Source organism: Pseudoalteromonas sp. ASV78, assembly GCF_047806705.1.
GTDB classification, from domain to species: domain Bacteria; phylum Pseudomonadota; class Gammaproteobacteria; order Enterobacterales; family Alteromonadaceae; genus Pseudoalteromonas; species Pseudoalteromonas prydzensis_A.
The window spans coordinates 1,293,128-1,319,469 of sequence record NZ_JBLOPA010000001.1; the positions used below are offsets into that span (position 1 = coordinate 1,293,128).

A 26,342-nucleotide genomic window follows, 5' to 3' on the forward strand; every position below is an offset into this window, starting at 1 on the left:
TCATTCACCTTTATCAATTTTATCTGCAAAAAAACTTTTAATTTTAGGGAGTTGTTTTGCAATTGCGTTATCTACTAAGGATGGAAAAACACCATTTAATTTGACAAATAAGCGCTCTGGAAAGCCAATGTAACTGCGTGAATTTCCAGATTTCAATAATGAAATAAGCGCATCTGCCACTTTATCAGGTGGATCCATTGTATTGCCTAAAGCTTTATTCATCGCGCGTACTTGCACTGAATTGATATTTGTATCAGTTGCTCTAGGTGCTAAATATAATATTTTTACATCACAGTGACTGAGTTCGCGGGCCAGCGCTTCGGTCATTCCTCGTAAACCAAATTTACTTGCGCAATATAAGGTTTGATAAGGATAACCAATACTGCCAAACGATGATCCCACATTAACAATTGAACCTTTTTTGGCTAAAATTTGTGGTAAAAATAGTTGGCATAACTTAATTGGCACCGACAGATTAACTATCAGTAAGTCATCTATTTGCTGCTCCGTCATTTCACTAAAACTTTGCATCACATTAATGCCAGCGCTATTGATAAGCATTGTTGCACCACCAAGTGATTTAGCATGTTTGAGTAATTTTTGGCGAGTCTGTGCTGATGTTAAATCACCAATAAATATCTCACAGTCTTGGCCACACTTAACCTGTAATGCCTCTAGCTGTGCTTGTTGACGAGCAACTAACAGTAAACGCCAGCCATGCTGAATCAACTTTAATGCCACGGCTTGACCAATTCCGCCTGTCGCACCTGTTAACACGCAAAGTGGACGGTTCATGCAGTTTGCTCCAAGTCGCTGCTTGCAAACTGTGGATCTGTATCTAATTCACGAAAAATATTGCCATATAACTTATAAAAACATTTAGCGGCATGCACAATCGCTTGTTGATCTGCAGGAGACTCTATTTTATTCATCAGATCTTCAAAAAACTTCACATGCTCAATATCCAAAGCGCCATGAGATGTTAAATAGCTAAATGCCTTTTTAGGTAATCCGGTCATATTGGCTATATTACTTGCCGCATTATCGGCTAACGCAATTGAAGTACCTTCGAGTACATGCACCATGCCAAAAAATGCCAATGGATTACCACGATTAATTGTATCGTAGGCATAAGCAACCATTAACTCGGTGGCAAATTTAGGGGCACTTTGACGTACTTGTTGTTTATCAAAACCACAGACTGCAATATCATTGAGCACCCACTCTTGATGACCAATTTCTTCTTCTATATATTGTGCAACAGCCTCGCGGATCCACTCTTGTTCAGTCGATAATTTCGCGCCCACGGCCATCATTAATGGCACCGTATGTTTAACGTGATGATAGGCTTGTACTAAAAATGAAGCATACTCAGTTGTGCTTACTTGCCCCTTAAATACTCGAGCAATGATCGGTGCAGCCAGCAAGTACTCGCGCTCTGCTTGGGTTTGTGATTTTAGTGTCTCGAAAAAATTGCTCATAATATTGCCTCACTGTACAGTGCTGTTAGTTGTGCATGATAATAGTTTGCTATTGCTTGGCGTTTAGAGCGGTTATTACTGGTTAATAATCCCCGCTCTGCAGTAAGTGGTTCAGCTAAGCGATAAAATGTCTTAATTTGGGCATACTCAGGTAATTGTGCGTTAATACCTCGACAATGCTCGGCTAATACCTCATCAGTCATATTTACTGATGCATAAATAAGTGCCACTAAATGCGCTTTACCTTCACCAAAGACAACGGCTTGTTGTACTTCACTGTTACTAAGTAGCAAAGATTCAGGCCACTCAGCGCTGATATTGCGCCCAAAACTAGTAATAATTTGGTTTTTTAAACGCCCCTTAATAGTTAACCGACCGTCTTGTTGATCAACCAAATCACCGGTTGCATACCAACTCGTTTGATCATGGGGCTGTTGACCTAAATAGCCTAAAAATAAGGGTCCTTTAATAAATAGCTGGCCGTCTACCAGTTTGCTTTGCAAGTGCTTTAACACCCGCCCTGCACACTCTATGTCATCATCATTTGGCGTGTTTAAGCTCACCACTGATGAAGCTTCAGATAAGCCATAACCTTGATAAACTGCTAACCCTAAACTACGCGCCACAGTGATCAATTCACTGCTGACCACCGCGCCACCAACGGCAATAAATTGCAGGCTCTTTGGTACTGTCCATCCCTGCTTGGCAAACCACACTAAACAGGTCAATAATTCTGGCACCAAAATAAGCGTATTCGGTTGCACACGATCAATGGCATTGATCAGTTGACTGGCATCATTTAATTTTGCCCCAGAGAAGCCTAATTCAGGCAGTGTCATAACATGCACTTCACCTGCGGCTAATAACGGTGCAAAAACCCCTGCAATGTTTTCAAGTAATACTGGCAAAGGTAATAAACACAGATGTTTTGGCTGCTTTATCGCTATTTTTTTATGCAATGAGGTCGCCACTTGTAATTGGCTTTGTAACGATAAACACACTCCCTTTGGCTCACCGGTAGAGCCTGAAGTAAACGTTACTTTTTGGGTATCGGTAAAAAATGGTGTAGGGCTCGACGCGCTTACTTTATAGATATAAAGCGGGTAGCGGGTTAACACGCTCAACGTCGCAATACATTCTAACCCGTCAAGTTCACAGGGGGTGTCGCTGATAAAATGCGAAACGCCGCTTTTATTCACGCTATTAGTTAGCTGTTGTGGGCTAAAAAAGGTCGGCAGCGGAATGCTTACTTGTTGTAACTCAATCAATGCAAAGTCAACAATTAACCAAGCAGGCGTATTGTCCATTACAAACGCCACGGCTGACATATCAAGCGCTTTAAAGTCGATAATTAACTCAGCCACTGCTTGCATCAGCGTCTGTTTACTGATCGGCTGCATTTGTTGGTCATGATGATCAACAATCACAGTATCAAGCGCGGCGTGTGGTAGTTGCGATAAAAACCCCATTATGCCTCCAATTGCGATGCTAATTGGTAACTCGCTTGATGATAGTGCTGTTTAATATTAAACAAATGAGGTGTGTTTATTACGCAATCATGAGCAGCTGCTAAATCAACCACACACAGTGTTGGTTTATTCTCATAATAAGTGCCCCAATCTGCTGGGTTATCAAGAGCCTGACTATTGGCTAATGCAATTTCGGTGCAATTAACACCGAGCATTTTTAATAATGCTCTCACTTTTGCAGTGGCACAAAATACCAAGCGTTTTGCGCCAATTTGATAAAGTGCTTCATTCATTAGTACAAAATGAGCGAGGGTCGCTTTGCGGTTTGTTGAACATAAATTACCAAGCTCATAAATATCTTCCCTTGGTACATCAACAAAGTATTCAATCGGCTCTGGTAAGTATTGCTCGATAAAAAGTGATTGAGTAGCAGCTCTCAGCCCCAGCGTGCAAGAATCAGCGGCAATACTTAATTGGCATAATACCGGCATAAACTGCTTAATATTGGCGCCGTAAGCTCTGGCAAAACTCGCTTTAACGACTTGCTCTAATTGCACACGAAATGGCATGTTTGCATTTGCACACACATAATCATGTGTGTTTGTAACAGGCAAGTTAGTAACTTGAAGTGATTGCATAGTGTTCGCTCTTTTTAGACTATGGGTAAAATCTAACGAGCAAAACTTAAATAAACCTTAAGAAAAATTAATTTTTATAAAAAACCCAAACAATGTTTGGGTCAGTGATTACGTAACCGGAGATTTCAGGGATAACAAGCCATATCTACCCGCTAATTACTTGCTGGTGATAGATTTATTATCCGAGGTTCTGATTATCTATTTTTTATGTAACGCTTCGATGCGTGCCAATAAGCTTGATGTGTCAAAGCGGCCGCCGCCAAGGGCTTGTACGTCAGCGTAGTATTGGTCAACCGTTGCGGTCATAGGGAGTGTTGCGCCGTTGTTTCTCGCTTCATCAAGGGCAATACCTAAATCTTTACGCATCCAATCAACCGCAAAACCAAACTCATATTCACCCGCCCACATGGTTTTGTAGCGGTTTTCCATTTGCCATGAACCAGCCGCACCTTTTGCAATCGTCTCAATGACTTTTTCGCCATCAAGGCCTGCTTGTTTAGCAAAATGTAAGCCCTCAGCCAAACCTTGCACAACGCCAGCGATACAAATTTGATTAACCATCTTACACAACTGCCCAGAGCCAACTTCACCAAGTAACTGGCTAAAACGGCTAAAAGCCGCCATCACAGGTTGTACTTTTGCAAACACGGCTGCGTCGCCACCGGCCATGACGGTTAATACACCATTTTCAGCGCCAGCTTGGCCACCCGATACTGGCGCATCAATAAACGCAATATCCTTTAGTGCCGCATTAGCGGATACTTCGCGCGCAACGTCGGCTGAGGTTGTGGTGTGATCAACTAAAATAGTGCCCGCTTGCATGCCTGCAATCACCCCGTCAGCGCCATAAACCACTGAACGTAAGTCGTCATCGTTACCTACACACATAAATACGATATCAGCCCCTTTTGCAGCAAGCGCCGGTGTCAGTGCCACTTCGCCCGTGTATTGCTGTGCCCATTGCTGAGCTTTTGCTGTAGTACGGTTGTAAACGGTAACAGCGTGACCTGCATTCGCTAAGTGACCCGCCATTGGATAACCCATAACACCTAAACCGATAAACGAAACATTCATTGACATAAAATTGACCTATTTCAGTGGTAACTTAAAAAGATACTTTGATTATCTCAACCGAACAGTAAAAAAGCGAATGAAAAAGTCTTCATTAAATTTCTTCATGGACGGTACACAGCAGGTACATTATGGATAGCATCTATCAATTCAGCGCCCCTCTTTATAACGGTGAGGATTTTTCTCTTGAGCAGTTAAAAGGTAAAACGATTTTAATCGTCAATACCGCCAGTAAATGTAACTTTTCGGTGCAATTAGCTGCGCTCGAAAAGCTGTATCAGCAATATAAAGCGCACGGATTTATTGTGTTGGCTTTCCCGTGCAATCAGTTTGATTACAATGAGCCAATTGCTAATGCTGATATTAAAGACTTTTACCAACAACAGTTTAATGTTAGCTTTCCAGTGTTTAGTAAAGTAATGGTGAACGGCCCAGAAGCCCACCCACTGTTTAATTACTTAAAAGCCCACACCCGAGGAATTGCACAAAACCGTGCCATAAAATGGAATTTTACTAAGTTTCTAATAAACTCTGAGGGACAGTTATCAGTGCGCTATGCACCGCGCACTAAACCCGAAACCTTAAAAATGGTGATAGAGAGTACCCTTAATGACGCAAATAACAATAGCGCTTTTCAGTTCGCAAAAGTATGATCAGGCGTCTTTTGATGCCTGTTTAACTAACCACACAGGCATTACCCTCAACCATTTTGAACAAGCCCTCAATGAACAAAGCGCACTATTGTGTCAAGGTTTTGATGCCGTTTGTGTATTTGTAAATGATGTTGTGAATGAAGCCGTAATAAAACAGATCGCCGCATTTGGCGTAAAATCTATTCTGCTCCGCTGCGCGGGTTTTAATAACGTCGATTTAACGGCCGCAACAGCGCACGGTATAAAAGTATGCCGCGTACCTGCCTACAGCCCAGAGGCGGTTGCCGAACACTGTGTGGCATTAATGCTTACCCTCAACCGCAAAACCCATAAAGCTTATAACCGTGTCCGTGAAGATAACTTTGATTTAAATGGCTTGCTAGGTTTTAACTTATTCAAAAAAACCATTGGTATCATTGGCTGCGGCAAAATTGGCTTGGCTTTAGTAAATATACTCAATGGCTTTGGTGCCAAGGTATTAGTTTGCGATCCTTATGCAGTACCAGGCAATTATACAATTTGTGATCTAGACACTTTATTAAGTCAAAGCGATGTGATCTCTTTGCACTGCCCGTTAACCGAGCAAACTCATCATATGATCAACGAACACGCTTTTGCCAAAATGAAGCAAGGAGTGATGCTTATAAACACTTCCCGCGGCGCATTAGTTGATAGCAAAGCCTGTATTGGCGCACTTAAAACTAAAAAATTGGGTTATTTAGGGCTAGATGTGTACGAACAAGAGTCAGAACTATTCTTTAAAGACCGCAGTGATGAAATTATGCAAGACGATGTGTTTTCGCGTTTGGTAAGTTTTCCAAACGTACTGGTCACCGGCCACCAAGGCTTTTTTACCAAAGAAGCATTGCGTGAAATTGCGCAAACTACATTACAAAACGCCCATGAAATCGCGCATCAACTCCCTTTGAGTAATGAAGTTAAATAAGGGGTTGATTTAGGTGCTAGGTGCTAGGTGCTAGGTGCTAGGTAGAAGTTTAAAAACTAAGAGACAAAGTCAACCAAGTTAGCTTCGCTTTAACCTTTTAAGTTGCATAAGACCTAAAACCGACCCAATCGGAATAAATAACAGCCAAAGATACGCGAAGTATTTACAGAAAAAATTAAAAGACTTTGAGCTGTTATTTTTGTTAATAAGCCGCACACTAAGAAAAAGTCCAACTAAAGCAGGAATTATTTGAATAATTGAAAGAATCACACCAGCTGAAATTTGCGCTGAAATTAATTTAGGATCATTTGTGGGCAGCGCTAAAAAAGCACGGTATAAACCCGAACAAAAATTAAAGAGTGATAATAGTAAAAAGCCCTGTAATACAATACTGGTTAATTTTAATAACTGATACAAATTAGATCTCCCATAAAAACCAACGCTCACATTTTACGGATAGCATTTAGTTTATTTATTTTCTTGAGCACGCCAAAATCAAAAAGTTGCTGCGCGCTGGACTTGAGCAATTGAGTTTCCTCAAGCGTTCTATGCTCTTTAATGATTAAGTTTGCATAGCTAATTTGCAACCGGTTTATTGCACGGCTTTTCTTTCTGCATTCAAAGCACTTGATCGCATGTGCATCAATCCAAAACTTTAATTCTTCAAACCAATATTGCTGCTCTTTAGCAAAAAATATAAACGCTCTATGGCAATCAACACATTGCTCTTCTATATCAACGTAGAGTTGTCTTGGATATACACAGTAACTTTGTTTTTCAATTGCTGCGGGGATCGCCGTCTCAGGAAAGTAACGCAAACTTGCATATCGCCAATGGGCATTATCGATTTCTTGCTTTGTATAACTATTAGCAGAGAGGATTGGCTCGCTGCCATATATTGGGTGATTTACATAATTGGTCATATTAAACCTATTTACCCAGCACAATAAGGGTGCCTAAAGCGCCTGCGGCCACACCGATAATAAAACCAATTACCCAACAGATAGTATTTAATTTACTAAATAATGCAGAAGCAATAGCGTCTTCTTCTGCTGAGCCGCTTACTGACGGTTTACTGTCATGGGTTTGGTCTACTGTTGGTCTTGCTGGCAGTTCGCTGTCTGCAAGCTGTTTTACAGTCATCACAACTTCCTCTGAATTAACATGGTCACCATTTGCAATCGTTATATTCTCAATAATGCCATTGCAGTCAGCCATGACTTCTAATACAACTTTTTCAGTTTCAACATCAAATAGCACATCCCCTGCATAAACAAGCTGACCTTCACTAACATAAAGCTTAGCGATATCTGCTGTGTGTATTGAGTCTGGAAGCGTGGGTACTTTAACATCTATGTTCATAATTCCTCCTTGGATAAAACGCAGCGTTAACGCTGCTTGTACTCACTTATGGCTTATAATAGTCTAACGCTTAAAACTAAAAAACTGACGGCTGACGGCTGACGGCTGACGGCTAAATTATCAACCAAACGCGACATTAGCGAACACGGCGGTCATCAGTACTGGGCATACAAAACGTATGTACTGAGCAAACCAATAACGCATACCACTTGCAGCCTCATTTAATTGATTACCACGGCGCCATAACCACCCTACAGTGATAAAGTAAAATAAGCCCATAAGCGGTAATTGATACTGAGTCAGTACCATGATCACTAAACCAAATAGCCAATCAAAATTGAAAATAATCAAGGATGACGCGGCTAAAACTGTTAAGCTCACTAAAAACGTCGCTTTTTTACGCTCTACTTGATGGTTTTCAACTAAAAAAGCCACTGGAATTTCAGTTGATGAAATAGTCGATGTGAGTGATGCAATCGACATTAATACAAAAAACAGTAAACCAACCAATAAGCCAATTTCGCCCATAGTATTAAATAACTGCGGTAGAATTGCGAAAATCAGTTGCCCTTCTCCCACTAATTTTCCATCACTAAATACTTGCACGCCATTGTGCTGCGCCACGTAAATTGCAGGAATAATTAATAAACCCGCTAAAAAGGCAACCCCTGTATCAAGTAACGCGACCGACGCAGTTAACCGCGGTAAATTAGCATCAGGCTGCAAGTACGAGCCATAAATCATCATACAACCGACACCCAATGACAGCGAAAAGAACGCCTGCCCCATTGCCGCAATAATTAACCCTGGATCGAGTATTTGGCTAAAGTCTGGCACTAAATAGGCTGCAAAGCCTTCGCTGGCACCGTCAAGCGTTGCAATGTAGACAATTAACACCACCAGTAACACCAACAACATCGGCATTAACCGTCGCGACCAAATTTCAATACCCGATTTAACTCCTTTGAGAATAATGCTCGCAGTGAGTATTAGCATCAATGGCGTAAATATAAAATTACGTGCCATAGAGTCGGTTTGTAAAAATTGGCTTAATTCAGTAAAGCCTAAAAATGTGCTTATTGGCTCAAGCGCATAGGCCAGCATCCAGCCAGCGACTATTGAATAAAAGCTCAGCATCACGATGGCACCCACTAAGCCTAAATAGCCAGCGGCTGCGCCCACGTTTGGTGCTTGCTGTTGCCATGCACTTTTAAGTGCTTTTACAGGGTTCGCTTGTGCTTGATGGCCTAAATACAACTCAGTGTATAAAGCGGGTAACGCCAGTAAAAAGATAACAATAAAATAAACCAGTAAAAACGCGCCACCGCCATGATTTGCCGCTTGCGTAGGAAACCCCCAAATATTACCTAATCCAACCGCAGCGCCAGAGGCTGCTAAAACAAAGCCAAGGCGGCTTTGAAAACCATCACGCAATTGTGCCATACATCTACAATCTGTTATTATTTTTCATTATTGTGAATTAAACCATATTTCACAGTCACTGAGTAATAAATTTGCCTTGGCTTAATTAACCAGTGCACAACCGCACAAAATGTAAACATGTTTGTTCTTTTATCTCTTTAATTGTGGATTTTATGCCTGCGTTATTTTTTCAACAGCAAATCGTTATCAACGAGCACAGCGTGCAACCGTGCAATGCGAATACTATTTTATTATTTGATGCCCAGCAGTTAAATGTCGATGAATTCGATTTAAACGCGCTGTTAAGCCCCTTTGAGCTGGCAATAATTACTCGGCGTAAAAGTTACAAAGCCAAGCAAGAGTATTTAGCCACTCGGCTATTACTTAAGTATTTGCTAAAGCAAAATTCATCGCAGTTCAGTCAGTTACCTGCAAATCAGATCAGTTCTGAATTTGACGAGCCAAGCAGTAAGTTACTCATCCATATCACCGGCAGCGAAACGGTGTTTAGCAGTTGCTTATCGCATTCAAACGGCTTTGTCGGTGCGGCGCTGAATGTAACGCGCAGTGAGTTTGGTTTTGATATTGAAAAAATAAACCTGAAGCGTCCATTTACAAAGCTCGCTAAGCATTTTTATCATCAAGATGAAGTTAATTTAATTACGCAAAACCAACAGCAAAGCGCTGCACGTTTTTTTAGAATTTGGACCTTAAAAGAAGCACTGGCTAAAGCTACCAGTAAACCAATTGCCAAGTTACTGAGTCCCAATGTATTTACCGAGCTTACACGAGCAAATTTAGCGGCAGTGAGTTGTCAATATAATGAGTTTGATATCACTGTAGTGAGTGACAAGAGCACTGACTGGCAGTGCTCTGTGGTGAATTCTATTTCGCAGTTACGCGGCGTGTTGAACTTCTAATAAACGGCTGTGGATCGCTTGCACAACAAAGTCTGACTCGCTCTGCTCCACTAAAAAGCACAGGTTATGTTTACTCGCACCGTGGCAAATTAGCCGAATATTAAAATCACTTAACACCTGCATTAAATTAACTTGCTGCTGACGCAACTGAATTTCTGAACCAATCAGCGCCACTAAGGTTAAATTATTTTCAACCGATACATGACAAAACTCAGCTAACTTGTCTAAACACTCTTGATCAAGCTCAGGACGCGAGGCATTCGGGGCATTATCTAACGTAATAGCAACACTTATCTCAGAGGTAGTCACTAAATCAACCGAGATATTAAACTCACTTAAAATTGCAAACACCCGAGCTAAAAAACCACTCGCTAACAGCATTTCAGGGCTTTTTAGGGTTAACAAAATTTGGTTTTTACGCTGTGTTACCGCGCGAATACCTGGTACTTGTGATTTTTCACGTTCGATCCAGGTGCCACCACGCTCAGGCTCACGGCTTGAACCTACAAATACACTAATGTGGCTGCGGCTCGCGGGTAAAATAGTGGCAGGATGTAAGACTTTAGCACCAAAGGTCGCCATTTCTGCCGCTTCATCAAAACTTAACCGGGCAATAGGTGTGGCCTTTACGCACAAACGCGGATCGGTGCTAAAAATTCCCACTACGTCAGTCCAAATATGCACGCTTTTAGCGTTTATGGCTTCGGCAAGTAATGCCGCACTGTAATCTGAACCACCACGACCAAGTGTGGTAGTTTGACCATGCGCGTCACTGCCAATAAAACCTTGGGTAACTACCACATGTTCTTTTAAAAGCGGTATTAAATGCTCTTTTGCCGCCGCGGCTGTTGCTGCAACATCTGGCGTTGCTTTAGAAAACTGGCTATCGGTTTTAAGTACTTGGCGCACATCAAAACGCACCGCATTTAAGCCATTTAAACGCAGCACTTGAGTAAATAAATACGACGATAAACGCTCACCAAAGCTCAATAACTCATCATGTTGTTGTTTTGATTTTAGTGGCTCACTGGCAAGTAACTTAAAAGCTTTAATGGTTTCATCAAAGCCATGAGCTAAATCAGCATCCAATGACAGCTCGTTTAAAATGGCGTCTTGAATGGCAATAACGCCCGCAATGTTCTCACTGCGTTCATCACTTGAGATATCTTTTTTACACAAGGTAACTAGGTGGTTGGTTACACCGGCACTGGCACTCACAGCCACTACTCGTACATTGTTATCGGCTACAATAATTTCACTGCAACGGCTCATCGCTTCAAAGTTAGCCACACTGGTGCCACCGAACTTTGCGACTACGTAGTCTGATTTTTGATTTTTCGCTGACTGTTGCACGTTATTAGCAGCTAATTGGGTATTCATGTCGTCTCCTTTTGTGGCATTCACACCACGATAAAACAAGAAGAACTTGGCAAGGGGGGGCTCGATAAGAAAAAGTCCACTGCCAGAAGCTCTCCACCTAATTGGTGACAGTTTTGAGGATTCAGCCCCATAAACCGAAAAACCACTGTGACGTGCAGTTGTTTTTCTCGGCGAATATTTCCCTCCTTAATGGTCGTAGGCAGTCGTCGCCTCACATTAAGTACCTAAATACCGCACCTCTTCTGAATGTTAGATTAATTGCATTCTATAATTACCAATTAAAATAACAAAGCCCACATAAAGTGGGCTTTGAAAGTTATCGTTTAGACGTCTAGCTGTCAAGTTGTTTTAAATAATAAAAGTTATTAAATAAAGCTACCTGCTAAATATGATCCAATATAACCGATTGTATACGCTATCAATAAATACACCGACATACGTAAGTAACTCATAAAGGTCAGCGCTTTTACTTTACTCATGGCAATAATACCGGCAGCCGAGCCGATGATTAGCATAGAGCCACCCACGCCAGTTGCATAGGTGAACGATAGCCATTGCTGCGGGCTCATCACGATTTCTGCTTTAAGCAATGCAGCCGTCAGCGGTACGTTATCAACCGCAGCTGACAAAATACCCATTAAGTAGTTAGCATATTGCGCTGGCATTAATTCATAAAGGTGAGTGAACTTGTTCAGCATGCCGACTTCTTTCAATGCACCTACAAGTAATAATACGCCAACAAAGAACAGCAAGGTGTCGTATTCTATTTCGCGAATATAATCGATGATTTTTTTATTCACGTCTTTTTTACGCATTAAAAATTGCGCCACTAAAAACATCAGCGATAAACCAAATAAGAAGGTTAACAACGGCGGCACATGATAAAGTACGCTGAGTGTCAGCGTCGCGATAATGGTTGATAAGAAAATGACTGCAATTGTAATATCAGTTTTTTCAATACGGCGCTCTTCTTGTTTAGTAAACTCAACAGCACCATTTAACCCAAACGACAACATAATCGCCAGCAGTGCCACACTTGCCAGTGCAGGCACAACTAACAATAACAAGTTAGCAATACTGACTTTTCCATCAAGGAAAATCATTAATGTCGTCACATCACCGGTGATCAAAGACACACCACCTGAGTTAACGCTAAAAATAATTAATGTGGCGTATTTAATTAGCTTCTTAGGATCCAGTTTTAACGACATCACCACCGCAAGCGAAATCAATGTGGCTGTGATATTGTCTGAAATTGACGAAAATAAGAAGGAGAATCCACCAATCAAAAACATCAATTTGCGTTCGCTTATTGCACTGGGCATGACTCTGTGCACAATATTTTGGATAAAACCTTTGGAGTTTAAATAGGCAACAAAGGTCATTGCAGCCATTAAAAACAACCAGAGTGTGGCAATCTCTAAAATATTGTGATCAAGTTGATGTTGTATATTTTCGGGGCTTTGCCCGTTGAGCGGCGAGATAAATAAGATAATCCAGCATAAAGTACCAAAGAAAAGCGTGGTTTTGGCCTTGTTTACATGGATAATATCCTCTATAACGATGAGCACGAATGCAAGCGTTATCAGGGTTAGGATAATTGCAGATACCATGGTGTTTGAACAACCTTTATAAAAATGTAAAAATTGTATGCTATATGCCGCAGGACGACACGGCGCGCAGTCTAGCACCAAAGACTGTGTAAAACTATTGCAAATTCACTTTTATAAGACAAATCGCTGATAGCCTGTACCTAGGCTATGCAGTATTAATTCGAGTTACTGGAGCTTTATGATCCCAGCTAAAAAGTTGCTAAATACCCTTACAGAGCATTGGGGAATGTTAGAACTGCTATTTAAACGTTTTAAGATGGCTGATTTCAGCTTAAAAGACGTACAAAATGCGATCAAACAAAAACAGCCAACGTGGTCAAATGAACGTATCTACAAAGAGACCAACCGCCTTTTAAACCAAGATATTATTATTCCTTTGGCTAAGTCGTCGCAGCTTGAAATTAATCGCGCGATCGCTGATTTTGCCACTTTTTTATTGCAAGAAGAGCATTTAGGTTTAGCCCAAGAAATTAGCGTATTGGTTGCAGATTTAGCCCGTTTGGGTAACCGTTTGGACAATGCCGGTAGTATTGAAGACTACGACGAAATGCGCCGTTTTAGTCGTATTATGGATGATCGGGTGCGCAAAATAATGAAGTTATTTGCCCACAACGAAAATGCTATTTTAAATATTGTAGAACAAGCAAAAGCCAACAATGCGGTGCAATCATTGCAAAAACGCTACAAAGCCGTTATTGAAGCCTTTGATGAATACATAGAACCTATGCTTGAGATGGTTGATATTCGTGGCGATTTTCATGCTTGTTTTAATACCATCGAAACACAAATAAGCACGCAAATCGAATATATAGAACGCAGCGGTAAAGCGTACCAAGATAAACGTATGCTTGAACGATTACGTACCCGTATTTTAGAAATGCACTTAGTAGGCCGAGAAAGCCTACGCAAAAGCGCTGATATGCTGATGCCACTGCGTGAAGAGTTGCGCCGTAATAATATGATCACTCGTCAAGCAGCTAAAGTGCTTGGTTTAGTGCGCAAAAATGGCGTTGATAATATGCTCAGTGCCGTACAACCACATTTTGTCTCTGACACACAGCGGTTCTCATTAGGGCAACAACGGCATATGGTCGCTTACATGGCTGCACTCGTTGAGTTTGAACACAGTGAATACGAGCTTCCAGATCAACAAGACGTGCCCGCTTTTGTTACGCCAAATATTCCAGATTACAATAATGTTAAAGCGAACTTTAAAAAACGCTTCAATGCGAAGCGTAAAAAGCCCCTGCCATTATTGACCTTTTTAGGGGAAAGCTACCCCGACCTTGAAGCCGACGAAATGCTGTTTTTATATCAAAAATTGGTCAGCGACACTGAGATTGAAATCAATCAAAGCGATGAAAAAATGCGCGTAAAAATCGCAGGGCAACATTTCTCACTTTTCCCTTTTAATACAAAACCATTTGATTCTAAACCTGTTGCCTCAGAGCAATCTTCAACAGGGAATGAGTAACCGTTATGACACAGATAAACTTAGACGAATTGAGCCATCTACAAGCGATTAATAAAAAATTAGTCACCGGCTATCATATTAGCGAGCAAGACACCGTGATGTGGCAAGAGCTTGATCAACAAATTGATGCCTACCGTGCCTTGTTTAATGCGCTGGGCCACGATTTACAACACGACAGTCGTGGTTTTTACTATTTTGCCAGCGATGAAAGTACACCCAATATGGGCAAAATCTCCCGCGCTATTGCCTTAACGGTTTATATCCTTATTGAGCATTACGCCAACTCAGGTAAAGATCCAATGCGCGCCTTATTTGACGAAGTAAACGATTTAGAACTGATGCAAACGCTAGTGCAAATGAACAAACACTTGTTTGATCAGCTCGAAATTTTCTCTGGCTCTGATTTACGCAAAGACGTGTACTTACGCATGGTACGTTTAGGCCTCGGCCGAGAAGTAGAAAATGGCTTTATGCTGCAAGCGCCTATTTACCGTTATATTGATGCGCTAATGGAAGTAAACGAAGAAACCTATATTGGAGAGGACGAATAATGAAAAACCTATACGGCCTCAGTAAGCTGGCATTATTAAACACCGCCGGTTATGCCAAATGTGTGATCCCGCTTGATAAAAGCAGCTCAATTTGTGCACCAAATAACACCGGTAAAAGCTCGGTGATCAATGCTCTGCAATTTCCGCTTATTAATGATTTACGCCTAACAGAATGGGACGGTCATGATTTAGACGAAACTCGTAAATTTTATTTTTCGTCAGATCAATCCTATATTTTACTCGAAGCCGACCTGCCCCATGGCCCGGTGGTGATTGGTGTAGCTGGGCTTGGTAAAATTGCCGGTTACGCACATCAGTTTTTTTGTTACCAAGGCAAGCTTGATCTTGAGCAGTACACTCAAGGTAAAACCATTATTAAGTTCACTAAGCTGTTTAATCATTTAAAAGAGCAAGGCTTTAACCCTATCGAGCTTAAAGCGCAAGAGCTCAACGCACTATTAACGGGTGGTGCCACGCCATTTGATGGCGACATTAACTTAAAGATGATCCCGCTTAACAACGTGCAAGATTCGGCAATTTATAAAGAAATTTTCCGCCGTATTTTGAACCTGCATAAATTAGGCGCTGCCGACGTAAAGCGCTTTATGTTACGCGTATTTGAACGTCATATGTCAAACTCTAAGGTCGACTTTTATGAAGTGTGGCGTCGCTCCTTTGATAAAGTAAACCGTGCAAAACGTGAGCTAAAAGCACTCGAGTCGATGCAAGAGCCTATCAGCGCCCTTGAATCAATGCTTGAGAATCAAACCGTACTCAAAGGAAAGCTTGCCGCATACGCGCCGAAAATTGACCAAGCCTTGATTGACTTTGACACTTATCAACAAGCGCAATTAGCTGAGCTTAATATTGCCCTTGAAGACATTGAACACGAAAAACACGAGTTTGAGCAAAAACAACAACTTTATGTCCAGCAATCGCGTGATATTGAACGCAGGCAAACACAAATTGAGCAATGGTTTTTAGACTTTGGTGCCCTAAAATCTGAATTTGAATTAGTCAACTTAGCGACTTTAAAAGTCAGCCTTGCGCAATTAAAACAAGATTACGAGTCACTATCGCATTCAATCAACAGTGCCCAAGGGCAAAGTTTACATACCCTTGATTACCGTATTAGTGAAACCCAAAAGCAGATTAAGAGCTTAAAGCTGCAGCTTAAAAATCTTGAGTTTAATTTATTTACCCGTATGCGTGAGGATTTATCGCTAAAAGAAGTGGAAGAAATTTCGCGTATTTTAAACCCTGATATTCTCTCATTTGCCACCACCAGTAATGGTGATATTGATATTACAGACGAAGACGCCTTTGGTGCATTTTTAGAACAATTATCAGATAACGTGAAAGGCGGTGTACTCACCCTGCCCGGCGCGACTATTAAATTGAAAAAGCTGTCACCAGTGCAAATGCAAAGCGGTGAAAATAAAGAGCAGCTCAGTGCGCAACTCAACGCCCTTGAGCATTCTCTTAATGAGTTCAAACAACAGCGTGACGTAGCGGCAAACGTGGCTGAAAAGCAAAAAGAAAAAGATGCCTTATACGATGAACTAATGGCAGCAGAAAGCGCTCTGAAACGCTTTGAACAATACCAAATTATGCTGCAATCTAATGATGCACAGGCGCTGTTAAAAGAGCAGTTATTAGCTGAGCGCGAGCAAGTCGATAGCTACCTGCAAGATATTCAAAATAACAGCGGTTCAATTAGTGATAGACGTTCGATTATTAAATCGAAACAAGATCTTATTTCCCGCCAAGCAGATCGCCTACGCCAAGTTAAATCTGAGCGAATTGACCACACCCTCGATTTATATAGCGGTAAAGTCACGCCCTATATGATTGATGTTCAAATTGACTTTGATAATCTCAGCGACCTAGTGCATCACTTTAATAAAGACTGCCAAGAGCTGCGTAATTTTGATATCAACGTACGTAATACCTATTTACATATTTATAATGCCGGTATTACTAAATTTGATAACGAAAACGACGAGTTTAGTAAATATCAAAAGCTGATTGGCGCGTTTCATAATATTGATAACGAACGCGATGCGGTTGAACGCCAAGCGCGTGTCGCATTAACTGAAGTAGCCGCCACGATTAAAGGTCTACGTGAAGATTTAGACAGACTGCGCCGTGAAATGAACAGCTTTAACAAAGGCATTAGTCAGCACCGTATTTCTAACTTACAAGCGTTTAAAATTAACGTGATCCCGCGCAAAATGTTGGTAGAGAGTATTGATACTATCATCAGTACTTCAAATCAGTTTGAGCAAGGCGACACGCTGGATTTACTGAGCCAAGAACCGTACAGCGAAAGCGCGGTAAACGAAGCCAAAGATCACTTAATTAAACTTGCCTCCGATAAAGCGGGTTTAACCTTAACTGATTTATTTGATATCCGCTTTGAAGTAGTAAACCGCGCAGGCGAAACCGAGCATTTTGAAAAGATTGATTCGGCTGGCTCAAACGGTACCCGCATCACCATAAAATTATTATGCGGCATGTTGTTTATTCGCTACTTATTAAGCGACCAAGAGCAAAATTTATACCGTATTCCAATTTATATTGATGAAGCGGCTGATATCGACCCGCAAAATCAAAAAGCAATCATAGAGACCGCACTCAGTTTTGGCTTTGTGCCTATTTTTGCCTCGGTAAAACCACAGATCAGTTGTGACTATATCGTCCCCATTCGCTCAGTTAAAGACGGCGCCCAGAACTGGGTTGATGAAAAAGACTGGATAGAAGTGGAGCATGAATAGGGCAATAGCGGTATCTCTGTAAATTAATGTATCATTCAGTCAAGGACGACTAAACTGATCAACACCTATTTTGTACACAAATTACAGCTAAAAAATAACATTTCCTTGAATTAATTCTATGTTATGTTATCTAACGAAAAGTAATTACATTTGCCAAGGAGCAAACTCCATGAAAAATATACTAATTGCAGCTGCTGTATTACTACTTGCAGCCTGTGCAAAAACCCCCGATATTGATTACGACAAATCTGTGGACTTTACTAACTACAAAACCTTTGCTTGGTTTCCACAAGCTACCTTAGCAGATGCTGGTAATTATCAAATCAGTCCATTAATGGAAAAACGTGTACGAGAAGCGGTAAATGCACAATTACAAGCAAACGGTATGACACCTGCCGACGAAGCCTCAGCTGATGTATTGATTAACTATCACGCCTCTGTTGATACTAAAGTTGACGTTGACACATTTAACGTAGGTTACGGTGCGCGTTGGAATTACTGGGGTATGGGTTATAACACCCAAACAACAACTCGTGAATATGATGTAGGCACTTTAGTGATTGACGTTGTTGACCGCGCCTCTAACCAACTTGTGTGGCGTGGTGCTCGTGAAGGTCGCCTACAAAAGAAACAAACACCTGAACAGCGTAACGCAGCAGTAAACGAAGCCGTTGCAACTATTCTTTCTGGCTTCCCGCCGGAAAAACTAGCAAAATAATCTGCTATAAATAGTTTTAAAAGCTCACTTTTTAGTGAGCTTTTTTATACCCAGTAGTAATTTGGAGCGTATTAGCTAAGACTCAGTTTAATATGCGACCAAAAGTGGAAAAATATTACAATTCAATATGTTATAGTTAAAGGAATAATAATGAAACTAACGTGCCCTCACTGCCAAGAAAAATTTAACAGCAAAGATATTAAACAGATGAACAAAAGCAGTATTTACGCCGAGAAACAGTGTCCATCATGCCTAGCGTGGTTTTGTCAAAATAAAAAACTAACGCTCATAAAAATCACTGGTATATCGTTACTACTACTTACTAGCATCTTGAATATATTAAATATTTACAGTGAATATCAACTCGTATTTTCAACAGTTGGTTTTGTAGGTATATTTGTTGCACTTATTATTACTTTTTTTGGTAAAAATGAAAAAGTTGGTCAACCAAACACCTAAATAACATCTGAGCTTAAATTCAGTACGTTACTTTTTGTATTTATGCAGTAACGACTGCGGTATATGACAGTAATCATCGGGGAAATTGGTTAAGCGGTCTTGGTGCTCAGGATCGCTTGCTACGTAATTTGTCAAAGGCAGTACTTCAACCACTATTTTGTCTGCATCATCACGAGTACTAATAAAGTCTTTCGCTATGTTTAGATGCGCTGGCTGCTTACTGTAAATGGCCGTACGGTATTTTTCTCCTACGTCATCGCCTTGCTTGTTAATACTGTAAGGGTCAATAATTTCAAAGAAATAGCTGATCAAGGTGTTCAACGCCACTTTATCGGTATCAAAAACCACCTGCACACATTCAGCATAACCGTCATATTCACCCGCGGTATTGTTACTGGTGCCATTGGCACGCCCGGCTTCAGTGCTCATCACACCGGGTAAATGCTTGATAAACTCTTGAACGCCCCACAAGCAGCCGCCAGCAAAATAAACACTGTCTAAATTAAGATTATTATCGTGTTGTATATTCATCTATTGAGACCTCAATCACATCAAAGTAAGTTAAAAATGGGCCATTAATAGGCAATTTTACGAATTAATGTACAATAGCGCCCTATTCAGATAGTACGCTGTTATTGCGTGTTCGCTCATGGAGCAATACTTAAAAACAATAGCTATCGCACAGTATACATAAAAGCGTGAAGAGATTTTAAAGTGATAAAAACAGTACAACTAGTCCTACCTGCTATTTTTTGCAGTTTATCAACTGCGGTACTCGCAGCTGATGCAATAAATAACACTGACAACATAGAACAAATAACAGTAAAAGTGTCAGCCACTGCAAATAATGAGCCTGTTGGCACCTTTGCCGCGCCCATCTCAAATTTAGAATACGACCCACGTGTTGATTTACAATCACGTAATATGGCCGAAGCACAAGCGGATGTGACTATTCGCGGTGGTATTTTTGAAAACACCGGCTTTCGGGTGGGCAGTGCAACGCTATTCGACCCACAGTCAGGCCATTACTTTGCTGAAATCCCAATTGCACCGCAGATGCTTGACACGGCAAACATTTTTACTGGCGTTGATAATGCCCTGTATGGTGTTAATAGCTCTGTTGGTACGGTGTCGTTTGGTTGGACGCCCATCAATACTGGCGGCAGTGTTTCATTAGGTACTGGTAATAACGACTTTAATTTACAAAGCATCAATGCTGGAGTCAGTGTGCCACTTGCAGGCCAGCCTGATTGGCAACTGGGTTTTCAAGGTGACTACGCTCACTCGCAAAGTGACGGCACCATTGATAATGGCGATCATGACTTTACCCGTGCGTCTGGGCGCGTGCAATTAACTGGCCCGCAATCGCAAACAGATTTATTTTATGGCTCGCAACAAAAGTTCTTTGGTTGGCCAAACTTGTACACGCCATTTGGGGTGAACGAAAGCGAAGATCTTGATACACAATTATTCATGCTTAACCATAAACAAGGCTATGCAAAAGCGAGTTCTGTTGAAGTATCGGCTTATTATCGTAAAAATAACGACCATTATATTTACTCTCGTGAAAACCCCAGTGCGTTTCAAGCTTTTCATGAAACAGAAGTTAAATCTCTGGCGCTTTCAGGGCGCCATAGTAACAGTGAATCGTTTGCAATAAATTACTCAGCGCAATACATGGAAGATGCAATTGAATCTACAACCCTTGAGAATAACTTTACCTCGCGCAATTATTATAAACTCAGTGTATTACCAGAATACAAAACAGCTATTGATACTAACCAATTACTGACCATTCGCTTAGGCGCCGCTTTTGATGATACCAATAGAGATGACTCGCAGTTCTCACTGCTTGGCGACTTAGCTTGGCATACCCTCAATAATGATGGTACAGAGCGCACGGTGTACTTATCGTTTGCACAGGCAAGTCAAGTAGCCGGATACACAGCCATTGGTGGCAGTGAATCGGGTGGGTTATTCAGAAGTAATTATGATCTTGACCGCGAAACCACCCAGAACCTAGAGCTGGGTTTATTGCTTGAACAGCAAACTTGGCGTTTAGATTCAGCCATTTTTTACCGCCAAGATGAAAACCTAACCGATTGGACTTACAGTTTCAACTCGACCTCTGCCCGTGCTGCTAACGCCGTTGATATCGACACCACTGGTATCGAGTTTTTAGCAACTAAGCATTTTGATACTGTTGAACTTATAAGCAGTTACACTTATCTGCACAAGTCAGAAAGTTATGGCGCAGCAGATATAGATGCCAGTTTTTATGCATTAAACTTTCCTGATCATCGCGTCACGCTTGGCGTTGTTTGGCAACCCATGGATTTGCTTGAATTTAGAATTGACAATGAATGGCGTAAGCAACATGAGAATTCATTACGAAATGGCGATGATGAGGCGTTATTTACCCACTTAACATTGAAAATAACCCCGTCAGAGCTTGATAATCTATTTATCACCCTAGCGGCTGATAACTTATGGGGCGAATCATTTGAAGAGATCCCCGGTACACCTGGGCGCGGTGAGCAATACACTCTGAGTGCAACTTATAGCTGGTAAGTAAAAAAATATGTCTAAAAACCGCATTTTTTTAAGATGCGGTTTTTTTATGTCATGTGTTCAAGCTCGGTGATCAACTGCAATGCTTGTGCGTTACTGGTGCCACAAACATCGATTGTTGCACTAAAATCACTGCACACTTTCGGGCGGCTTTCATCACCAAATAATTTGCATAAGTTATTGTTATCTAATTGAATACAACGCTCTCCCGCTTTCTTGCCATGCGGCATTCCTGGGATCGGTGAGCTAATGCTTGGTGCAATACAACATGCGCCACAGCCAAGCCGACATGCCATTGCTGATATGTTCATAATCTGCCCCTTTTGTGATCTATTTCATCAATATGTTAATCGTGTAATGACTTGTTACATCTTCATACGCCTTGTAAACACTTTCTTCATTATAATGACAGCGTCACCTAATTATGAGGAAAGCCCTGTGGCTACTAAAAAACAAATCATTCTGCCTATTGCCGTGTTAGTCGCGGGTGTAGGTCTTGCGGTTGCGTTTTCAGCGATGAAACAACCGCCTGAAGAAAAACCAGCACAAGATACACGCCCACTGGTCTCTGTTAATCCAGTTCACCTTGATGCAATTACCCTAGACGTTAAATCGTATGGTGTTGTTAGAGCAAAAGACCACACCCCGCTAGTTGCGCAAGTGAGCGGTCAAGTGGTGTTTGTATCTGAGCAATTTGTGCAAGGTGGTTTTGTTAAGCAAGGCGATATTCTAGCACGAATAGATCCAAATGATTATGAAGCGGCATTAATTGAAGCACAAGCAGGGTTAGCGCAAGCAAGCTCAGACTTAGAAATTGAACGTGCACAAGCACATGTTGCGCAGGCTGAATGGGACCGTATAAAAGACGATTCAAACCAAGTGATCCCTTCACAACTCTATTTGCGCAAACCACAGTTAGCAGAAAAACTCGCCCGCTATCGCGCAGCGCAAGCTTCTGAAAAACGCGCCAAGCGTAATTTAGAGCGTACGTATATCAAAGCGCCTTATGATGCGATTATTTCTGAACGCGCAATTAGTTTAGGCAGTGTTGTTAACCCAGGTAGCCAGTTTGGTGCACTCAGTTCAACTTTGGTTGCTGAAATTCGCCTACCCGTGGCTGATAAAGAATTACAATACCTGACTAACAGTGGTATCGGCGCGAATGTAACACTCAATGCAGACTATGCCGGTAAGCCAACCACGTGGCAGGCTAAGATTGTCCGTAGCGAAGGCGTTATTGACCAAAAAAGTCGTATGAGCTATTTAGTAGCACAAGTTGATACCCCCTATGCCAGTGAGCAACCATTGCGTTTTGGCTCTTATATCAATGCCACAATTGCTGGGCGTGAACTGGATAATGCGATTATCGTTCCTCATCACTTAGTGAAAAACGCTAAAATAGCGGTAATGAATGACGATTTAACGCTTTCGTTTAAGTCTCTCAATATCATCAGAGAGCAAAATGGCATGATCATCGCGTCACAAGGCTTAGATGATGGTGAGCAACTGATCACCTCGGCTTTAGATTTTCCAACCGAAGGCATGCAAGTCAAACTAAATGACGCTGATAAGCCTATCGGTGCAACGCAACTTGCGCTGAAAGAGGAATAAGCCATGAGCATTCATAGCGAAAAAGGCTTAATTGCTTGGTTTGCCCGTAACCCTGTTGCAGCAAACCTATTGATGATTTTTATTTTAGTCGGCGGTATTTTAACGGCATTTTCTATTCGCAAGCAGATGTTCCCACAGTTTGAAAATAACTGGATCAGCGTACAAGCAGTCTACCCAGGTGCTGCCCCACAAGAAGTTGAAGAAGGCATCACCATTAAGGTCGAAGAAGCTCTCGAAGGCTTAGAAGGCATCAAGCGGAAAATTACTTATTCAAATCGTGGCTTTTCTCAAGCCTGGATCGAAATCGAAGAAAAATACGATACTAAAGAAGTACTCGATGAAATAAAGATGCAAGTTGATGCGATCAACACCTTCCCTGCTGACATGGAGCGCCCAATTGTGCGCCATGATAAGTTTGAGCAAGAAGTGATGATCCTCGCCCTTTACGGCGACATGAGCAATTATCAGCTCAAAGAGCTTGGCAATAATATTAAAGATGAACTACAAGCACTGCCGCAAATCAACCTCGTTGAATTTAATGGCGGCCTTGATTACGAAATTAGCATTGAAGTCAGCCCAGATAAACTACGCGAGTACGGTTTAAACTTTAGAGATATTGCCAGTACCGTACGTGCTTTTTCAGCCAATATGTCGGCAGGGCAAATTCGCTCTGAAAATGGCTATATTTCAATGCGGGTTGAAAAACAAGCCTATCGCGGTAATGAGTTTGAAAAACTGCCACTGATTTTATTGCCTGATGGCGCGCAAGTGTATTTAGGTGATGTAGCAACCATCAACGATGGCTTTGCAGAAGGCCTGCAATACTCAAAATATAATGGTAAAAACTCCCTGTCATTTGAAGTAAACGCCTCAAAAGATCAAGACATCACCAAAGTAGCCAAAGTGCTAAAACAATACTTAGCGGATAAAGCAGGCCAGCTTCCAGCGGGTGTTAAGCTCACGCCCATTGTTGACTTAACTTATTACCTTGAAGGTCGTTTAGACATGATGATCGACAACATGGTATGGGGCGGTCTGCTAGTTATGGTGGTGCTTGCGCTATTTTTACCGCTGCGCTTAGCGTTTTGGGTGATGATGGGTTTGCCTGTGTCATTCCTTGGCGCCTTTTTAATGATGCCAATGGGCTTTTTAGATGTCACCATCAACTTAGCGTCACTGTTTGCCTTTATACTCGTACTCGGTATTGTGGTCGATGACGCCATCGTCGTGGGTGAATCGGCCAGTGCTGAAATTGAAAAACATGGCCACTCGCTGGATAACGTAGTGCGTGGTGTGAAACGCGTGGCGATGCCTGCAACCTTTGGCGTACTAACCACCATTGCTGCATTTTTACCACAAACTTTAGCAAGTGGCCCTGGTGCTGCGTTTTCCAAAGCCATTGGCGGCGTAATTATTCTGTGTTTAATTTTCTCACTGATTGAATCAAAGCTTATTTTACCCGCCCACCTAGCAGCGATGAAACACCGTGAACCTAATCCTAAAAACCCGTTGCATCGCCTTCGTAAAGTCATGGATAGTGGTTTAAAGCGCTTTGTTGATAACTACTACACGCCATTTATTGGTCATTGTATTCACTATCGTTATACCGTCATTATTGGCTTTATTTGTGTATTAATTGTCAGTGGTGGTATGTTTGCCGGTGGTTTAGTGAAATTTGTCGCGAATCCTAAAATTCCTCATGACTTTCCACGTATTTCGGTTGAAATGAACTTAGCCTCATCTGAGCAAGCCACCTTAGAAACCGCGCAAAAAATAGAGCAAGTCATTATCAATGTTGATAAACAACTGAAAGAGCAATATGGCACAGCCATGGTACGTGACCTGTCAGTTAGTTTACGTGGCCGTACAGATGCCAGCATTATGGCGGTATTAATTGATCCTGAGTTACGCCCTATCGATACCTTTGCATTGAGCGCCCTTTGGCGTGAACAAATGCCTCCTTTACCGGGCGTGAAAACACTAACCATTCAAGACAGTATTATGAATGGTGGTCGAGACGACGGTGATGTGAGCTTCCGCCTTGAAGGTAAAGATGCCAAACAGCTAAAAGAAGTAGCGGCAAAACTTAAAGAAAAACTCAACACCATGGAAGGTGTGGGTGATGTCAATGACTCAATGCAAAGTGCTACTGATGAAGTGCAGCTTGACTTAAAACCACTTGCGTACAGCATGGGACTCACTCTTGCTGATGTCGCCTCACAAGTCAGTTTTAGTTATTATGGCATTGAAGCACAACGTATTTTACGTGACGGCGAAGAAGTAAAAGTCATGATCCGCTATCCTGAAGAAGCACGTAATTCAATCAGCGATATCGGCAATGCGCGGATCATTACACCAACGGGTGCAGAAGTTCCTTTAGCTGAAATTGCTGATGTAAAACTGGTTGATGGTGTAAATCGCATTCGCCGTGAAAACTCAAAACGCACCGTTAACGTATGGGCTGCGGTTGATACCGACCAAGTTGAACCGTTTGCAATTGCCAAAGAAATTCGTGATGAATACTTACCAGCACTATTGAAGAGCTACCCTGGTGTACAAAGTAATGTTGCTGGGCGTATTCAAGAAGAAATGGATAGCGTTGCAGAGCAAGTGCGTGATTTTGCACTATCAATGATGATTATCTTCGCGTTATTAGCGATACCACTGCGCTCATACTCACAGCCGTTAATCATTATGTCGGTGATCCCATTTGGAGTAATTGGCGCCATGTTTGGTCACATGATTTTAGGCATGACCATGAGCGGTTTATCTATCTTCGGGATCATTGCTGTAGCCGGTGTGGTTGTGAACGATTCATTAGTAATGGTGGACTTTGTTAATAAAGCCCGCGCTGACGGTGTTGCAATAAAAGATGCGGTAATGCAAGCTGGTGCACGCCGCTTTAGAGCGATAATGCTCACTTCAATCACCACCTTTATTGGCGTGTTACCAATTATTATGGAAACCAGCTTACAAGCTAAAATTGTCATCCCCATGGCGGTATCGCTCGCTTTTGGTGTGTTATTTGCCACGGTGATCACGCTGATCCTGATCCCATGTCAATATGTCGCACTAGAAGATACCAAACGATTAATTCGTAAATGGCGCGGTAAAGAAGCGCTGCTAGATGGAACTCCGGCTAATGACAAGGTGGACAGCAAAGTAAGCCACTCACCTTTATAAAATTTGATATCCCAACCAACTAGCCCGAGCTGTATACAGTTCG

Annotated in this window: 23 protein-coding genes and 1 riboswitch; of the genes, 11 read left to right on the forward strand and 12 right to left on the reverse strand. The window is 41.7% G+C overall.

Annotated elements, in window-relative coordinates; translation table 11 throughout:
• The 5 genes from ACMVDV_RS05770 to ACMVDV_RS05790 all read right to left on the reverse strand — a co-directional run bounded on the left by ACMVDV_RS05770 (nt 1) and on the right by ACMVDV_RS05790 (nt 4,668).
• Nucleotides 1-795: an SDR family oxidoreductase gene (locus ACMVDV_RS05770; RefSeq protein ID WP_416157503.1), complete on the reverse strand. Its 795-nt coding sequence runs from the start codon at nt 793-795 to the stop codon at nt 1-3.
• Nucleotides 792-1,481: a TenA family transcriptional regulator gene (locus ACMVDV_RS05775; RefSeq protein ID WP_416157504.1), complete on the reverse strand. Its 690-nt coding sequence runs from the start codon at nt 1,479-1,481 to the stop codon at nt 792-794. The genes ACMVDV_RS05770 and ACMVDV_RS05775 overlap by 4 nt, the downstream gene beginning before the upstream one ends.
• Nucleotides 1,478-2,950 carry an AMP-binding protein gene (locus ACMVDV_RS05780; protein WP_416157505.1) on the reverse strand — a complete coding sequence of 491 codons (1,473 nt, stop codon included), beginning with the start codon at nt 2,948-2,950 and terminating at the stop codon, nt 1,478-1,480. Before ACMVDV_RS05780 ends, ACMVDV_RS05775 begins: the two co-directional genes overlap by 4 nt.
• Nucleotides 2,950-3,588: a thermostable hemolysin gene (locus ACMVDV_RS05785; protein WP_416157506.1), complete on the reverse strand. Its 639-nt coding sequence runs from the start codon at nt 3,586-3,588 to the stop codon at nt 2,950-2,952. Before ACMVDV_RS05785 ends, ACMVDV_RS05780 begins: the two co-directional genes overlap by 1 nt.
• Before the next feature lie 198 nt (nt 3,589-3,786).
• Entirely contained in the window at nt 3,787-4,668 is an 882-nt protein-coding gene (locus tag ACMVDV_RS05790) for an NAD(P)-dependent oxidoreductase (RefSeq protein ID WP_304183384.1), read from the reverse strand.
• 122 nt (nt 4,669-4,790) lie between these two features.
• Here ACMVDV_RS05790 and ACMVDV_RS05795 point away from each other — a divergent pair, with 122 nt between their 5' ends.
• Nucleotides 4,791-5,312, forward strand: coding sequence for a glutathione peroxidase (locus ACMVDV_RS05795; RefSeq protein WP_304183386.1), 522 nt, complete (start codon nt 4,791-4,793; stop codon nt 5,310-5,312).
• Entirely contained in the window at nt 5,278-6,258 is a 981-nt protein-coding gene (locus ACMVDV_RS05800) for a 2-hydroxyacid dehydrogenase (protein ID WP_416159056.1), read from the forward strand. The genes ACMVDV_RS05795 and ACMVDV_RS05800 overlap by 35 nt, the downstream gene beginning before the upstream one ends.
• 443 nt (nt 6,259-6,701) lie before the next feature.
• On the opposite strand, the gene ACMVDV_RS05805 is transcribed toward ACMVDV_RS05800, so the two are convergent.
• The 3 genes from ACMVDV_RS05805 to ACMVDV_RS05815 form a co-directional block, all read right to left on the reverse strand.
• Complete coding sequence (locus ACMVDV_RS05805) at nt 6,702-7,181, reverse strand: zinc-ribbon domain containing protein (protein ID WP_416157507.1); 480 nt, start codon at nt 7,179-7,181, stop codon at nt 6,702-6,704.
• 7 nt (nt 7,182-7,188) lie between these two features.
• Nucleotides 7,189-7,620: a biotin/lipoyl-containing protein gene (locus tag ACMVDV_RS05810; protein WP_416157508.1), complete on the reverse strand. Its 432-nt coding sequence runs from the start codon at nt 7,618-7,620 to the stop codon at nt 7,189-7,191.
• 120 nt (nt 7,621-7,740) lie between these two features.
• On the reverse strand, nt 7,741-9,063 hold the full coding sequence (locus tag ACMVDV_RS05815) for a sodium-dependent transporter (protein ID WP_416157509.1): 1,323 nt from the start codon (nt 9,061-9,063) through the stop codon (nt 7,741-7,743).
• 152 nt (nt 9,064-9,215) lie between these two features.
• Here ACMVDV_RS05815 and ACMVDV_RS05820 point away from each other — a divergent pair, with 152 nt between their 5' ends.
• On the forward strand, nt 9,216-9,962 hold the full coding sequence (locus tag ACMVDV_RS05820) for a 4'-phosphopantetheinyl transferase family protein (RefSeq protein WP_416157510.1): 747 nt from the start codon (nt 9,216-9,218) through the stop codon (nt 9,960-9,962).
• Here ACMVDV_RS05820 and lysC read toward each other — a convergent pair.
• On the reverse strand, nt 9,939-11,342 hold the full coding sequence (gene lysC, locus ACMVDV_RS05825; protein ID WP_416157511.1) for a lysine-sensitive aspartokinase 3: 1,404 nt from the start codon (nt 11,340-11,342) through the stop codon (nt 9,939-9,941). The two genes, ACMVDV_RS05820 and lysC, sit on opposite strands and share 24 nt — an antisense overlap.
• Before the next feature lie 78 nt (nt 11,343-11,420).
• Nucleotides 11,421-11,592, reverse strand: a riboswitch (Lysine riboswitch).
• A gap of 115 nt (nt 11,593-11,707) precedes the next feature.
• On the reverse strand, nt 11,708-12,955 hold the full coding sequence (gene nhaD / locus ACMVDV_RS05830; protein WP_304180467.1) for a sodium:proton antiporter NhaD: 1,248 nt from the start codon (nt 12,953-12,955) through the stop codon (nt 11,708-11,710).
• Between the two features lie 178 nt (nt 12,956-13,133).
• Here nhaD and ACMVDV_RS05835 point away from each other — a divergent pair, with 178 nt between their 5' ends.
• From ACMVDV_RS05835 to ACMVDV_RS05855, 5 genes are all read left to right on the forward strand, one after another.
• A complete protein-coding gene (locus ACMVDV_RS05835; protein WP_416157512.1) occupies nt 13,134-14,429 on the forward strand; it encodes a hypothetical protein in 1,296 nt (431 codons plus the stop codon).
• A 5-nt stretch (nt 14,430-14,434) separates the two neighbouring features.
• Nucleotides 14,435-14,980, forward strand: coding sequence for a condensin complex protein MksE (locus tag ACMVDV_RS05840; RefSeq protein WP_304180471.1), 546 nt, complete (start codon nt 14,435-14,437; stop codon nt 14,978-14,980).
• Complete coding sequence (locus tag ACMVDV_RS05845) at nt 14,980-17,757, forward strand: ATPase (RefSeq protein WP_416157513.1); 2,778 nt, start codon at nt 14,980-14,982, stop codon at nt 17,755-17,757. Before ACMVDV_RS05840 ends, ACMVDV_RS05845 begins: the two co-directional genes overlap by 1 nt.
• A gap of 169 nt (nt 17,758-17,926) precedes the next feature.
• Nucleotides 17,927-18,475, forward strand: coding sequence for a DUF4136 domain-containing protein (locus ACMVDV_RS05850; RefSeq protein ID WP_192542713.1), 549 nt, complete (start codon nt 17,927-17,929; stop codon nt 18,473-18,475).
• A 150-nt stretch (nt 18,476-18,625) separates the two neighbouring features.
• Complete coding sequence (locus tag ACMVDV_RS05855) at nt 18,626-18,934, forward strand: hypothetical protein (RefSeq protein WP_416157514.1); 309 nt, start codon at nt 18,626-18,628, stop codon at nt 18,932-18,934.
• 27 nt (nt 18,935-18,961) lie between these two features.
• Here the strand turns inward: ACMVDV_RS05855 and ACMVDV_RS05860 are convergent, their stop codons facing one another.
• Entirely contained in the window at nt 18,962-19,465 is a 504-nt protein-coding gene (locus ACMVDV_RS05860; RefSeq protein ID WP_416157515.1) for a peptide-methionine (S)-S-oxide reductase, read from the reverse strand.
• Between the two features lie 183 nt (nt 19,466-19,648).
• Here ACMVDV_RS05860 and ACMVDV_RS05865 point away from each other — a divergent pair, with 183 nt between their 5' ends.
• Nucleotides 19,649-21,505 (forward strand): TonB-dependent receptor plug domain-containing protein, encoded by a 1,857-nt coding sequence (locus ACMVDV_RS05865; protein ID WP_416157516.1) that lies wholly within the window; start codon nt 19,649-19,651, stop codon nt 21,503-21,505.
• 47 nt (nt 21,506-21,552) lie between these two features.
• Here ACMVDV_RS05865 and ACMVDV_RS05870 read toward each other — a convergent pair whose 3' ends face one another.
• Entirely contained in the window at nt 21,553-21,816 is a 264-nt protein-coding gene (locus ACMVDV_RS05870) for a YkgJ family cysteine cluster protein (RefSeq protein ID WP_304179190.1), read from the reverse strand.
• Nucleotides 21,817-21,943: 127 nt separating this feature from the next.
• Between ACMVDV_RS05870 and ACMVDV_RS05875 the strand changes: the two genes are divergently transcribed.
• Together ACMVDV_RS05875 and ACMVDV_RS05880 are read left to right on the forward strand one after the other, a co-directional pair.
• Entirely contained in the window at nt 21,944-23,116 is a 1,173-nt protein-coding gene (locus ACMVDV_RS05875) for an efflux RND transporter periplasmic adaptor subunit (protein WP_416157517.1), read from the forward strand.
• Nucleotides 23,117-23,119: 3 nt separating this feature from the next.
• Nucleotides 23,120-26,299 (forward strand): efflux RND transporter permease subunit, encoded by a 3,180-nt coding sequence (locus ACMVDV_RS05880; protein WP_416157518.1) that lies wholly within the window; start codon nt 23,120-23,122, stop codon nt 26,297-26,299.
• Nucleotides 26,300-26,342 lie beyond the last annotated feature (43 nt).

Bases quoted from the DNA above. Each gene is read 5' to 3' on its own strand.
- ACMVDV_RS05770 (WP_416157503.1), bottom strand. From the start codon at position 795: ATGAACCGTCCACTTTGCGTGTTAACAGGTGCGACAGGCGGAATTGGT.
- ACMVDV_RS05775 (WP_416157504.1), bottom strand. From the start codon at position 1,481: ATGAGCAATTTTTTCGAGACACTAAAATCACAAACCCAAGCAGAGCGC.
- ACMVDV_RS05780 (WP_416157505.1), bottom strand. From the start codon at position 2,950: ATGGGGTTTTTATCGCAACTACCACACGCCGCGCTTGATACTGTGATT.
- ACMVDV_RS05785 (WP_416157506.1), bottom strand. From the start codon at position 3,588: ATGCAATCACTTCAAGTTACTAACTTGCCTGTTACAAACACACATGAT.
- ACMVDV_RS05790 (WP_304183384.1), bottom strand. From the start codon at position 4,668: ATGTCAATGAATGTTTCGTTTATCGGTTTAGGTGTTATGGGTTATCCA.
- ACMVDV_RS05795 (WP_304183386.1), top strand. From the start codon at position 4,791: ATGGATAGCATCTATCAATTCAGCGCCCCTCTTTATAACGGTGAGGAT.
- ACMVDV_RS05805 (WP_416157507.1), bottom strand. From the start codon at position 7,181: ATGACCAATTATGTAAATCACCCAATATATGGCAGCGAGCCAATCCTC.
- ACMVDV_RS05810 (WP_416157508.1), bottom strand. From the start codon at position 7,620: ATGAACATAGATGTTAAAGTACCCACGCTTCCAGACTCAATACACACA.
- ACMVDV_RS05815 (WP_416157509.1), bottom strand. From the start codon at position 9,063: ATGGCACAATTGCGTGATGGTTTTCAAAGCCGCCTTGGCTTTGTTTTA.
- ACMVDV_RS05820 (WP_416157510.1), top strand. From the start codon at position 9,216: ATGCCTGCGTTATTTTTTCAACAGCAAATCGTTATCAACGAGCACAGC.
- lysC (WP_416157511.1), bottom strand. From the start codon at position 11,342: ATGAATACCCAATTAGCTGCTAATAACGTGCAACAGTCAGCGAAAAAT.
- nhaD (WP_304180467.1), bottom strand. From the start codon at position 12,955: ATGGTATCTGCAATTATCCTAACCCTGATAACGCTTGCATTCGTGCTC.
- ACMVDV_RS05835 (WP_416157512.1), top strand. From the start codon at position 13,134: ATGATCCCAGCTAAAAAGTTGCTAAATACCCTTACAGAGCATTGGGGA.
- ACMVDV_RS05840 (WP_304180471.1), top strand. From the start codon at position 14,435: ATGACACAGATAAACTTAGACGAATTGAGCCATCTACAAGCGATTAAT.
- ACMVDV_RS05845 (WP_416157513.1), top strand. From the start codon at position 14,980: ATGAAAAACCTATACGGCCTCAGTAAGCTGGCATTATTAAACACCGCC.
- ACMVDV_RS05850 (WP_192542713.1), top strand. From the start codon at position 17,927: ATGAAAAATATACTAATTGCAGCTGCTGTATTACTACTTGCAGCCTGT.
- ACMVDV_RS05855 (WP_416157514.1), top strand. From the start codon at position 18,626: ATGAAACTAACGTGCCCTCACTGCCAAGAAAAATTTAACAGCAAAGAT.
- ACMVDV_RS05860 (WP_416157515.1), bottom strand. From the start codon at position 19,465: ATGAATATACAACACGATAATAATCTTAATTTAGACAGTGTTTATTTT.
- ACMVDV_RS05870 (WP_304179190.1), bottom strand. From the start codon at position 21,816: ATGAACATATCAGCAATGGCATGTCGGCTTGGCTGTGGCGCATGTTGT.
- ACMVDV_RS05880 (WP_416157518.1), top strand. From the start codon at position 23,120: ATGAGCATTCATAGCGAAAAAGGCTTAATTGCTTGGTTTGCCCGTAAC.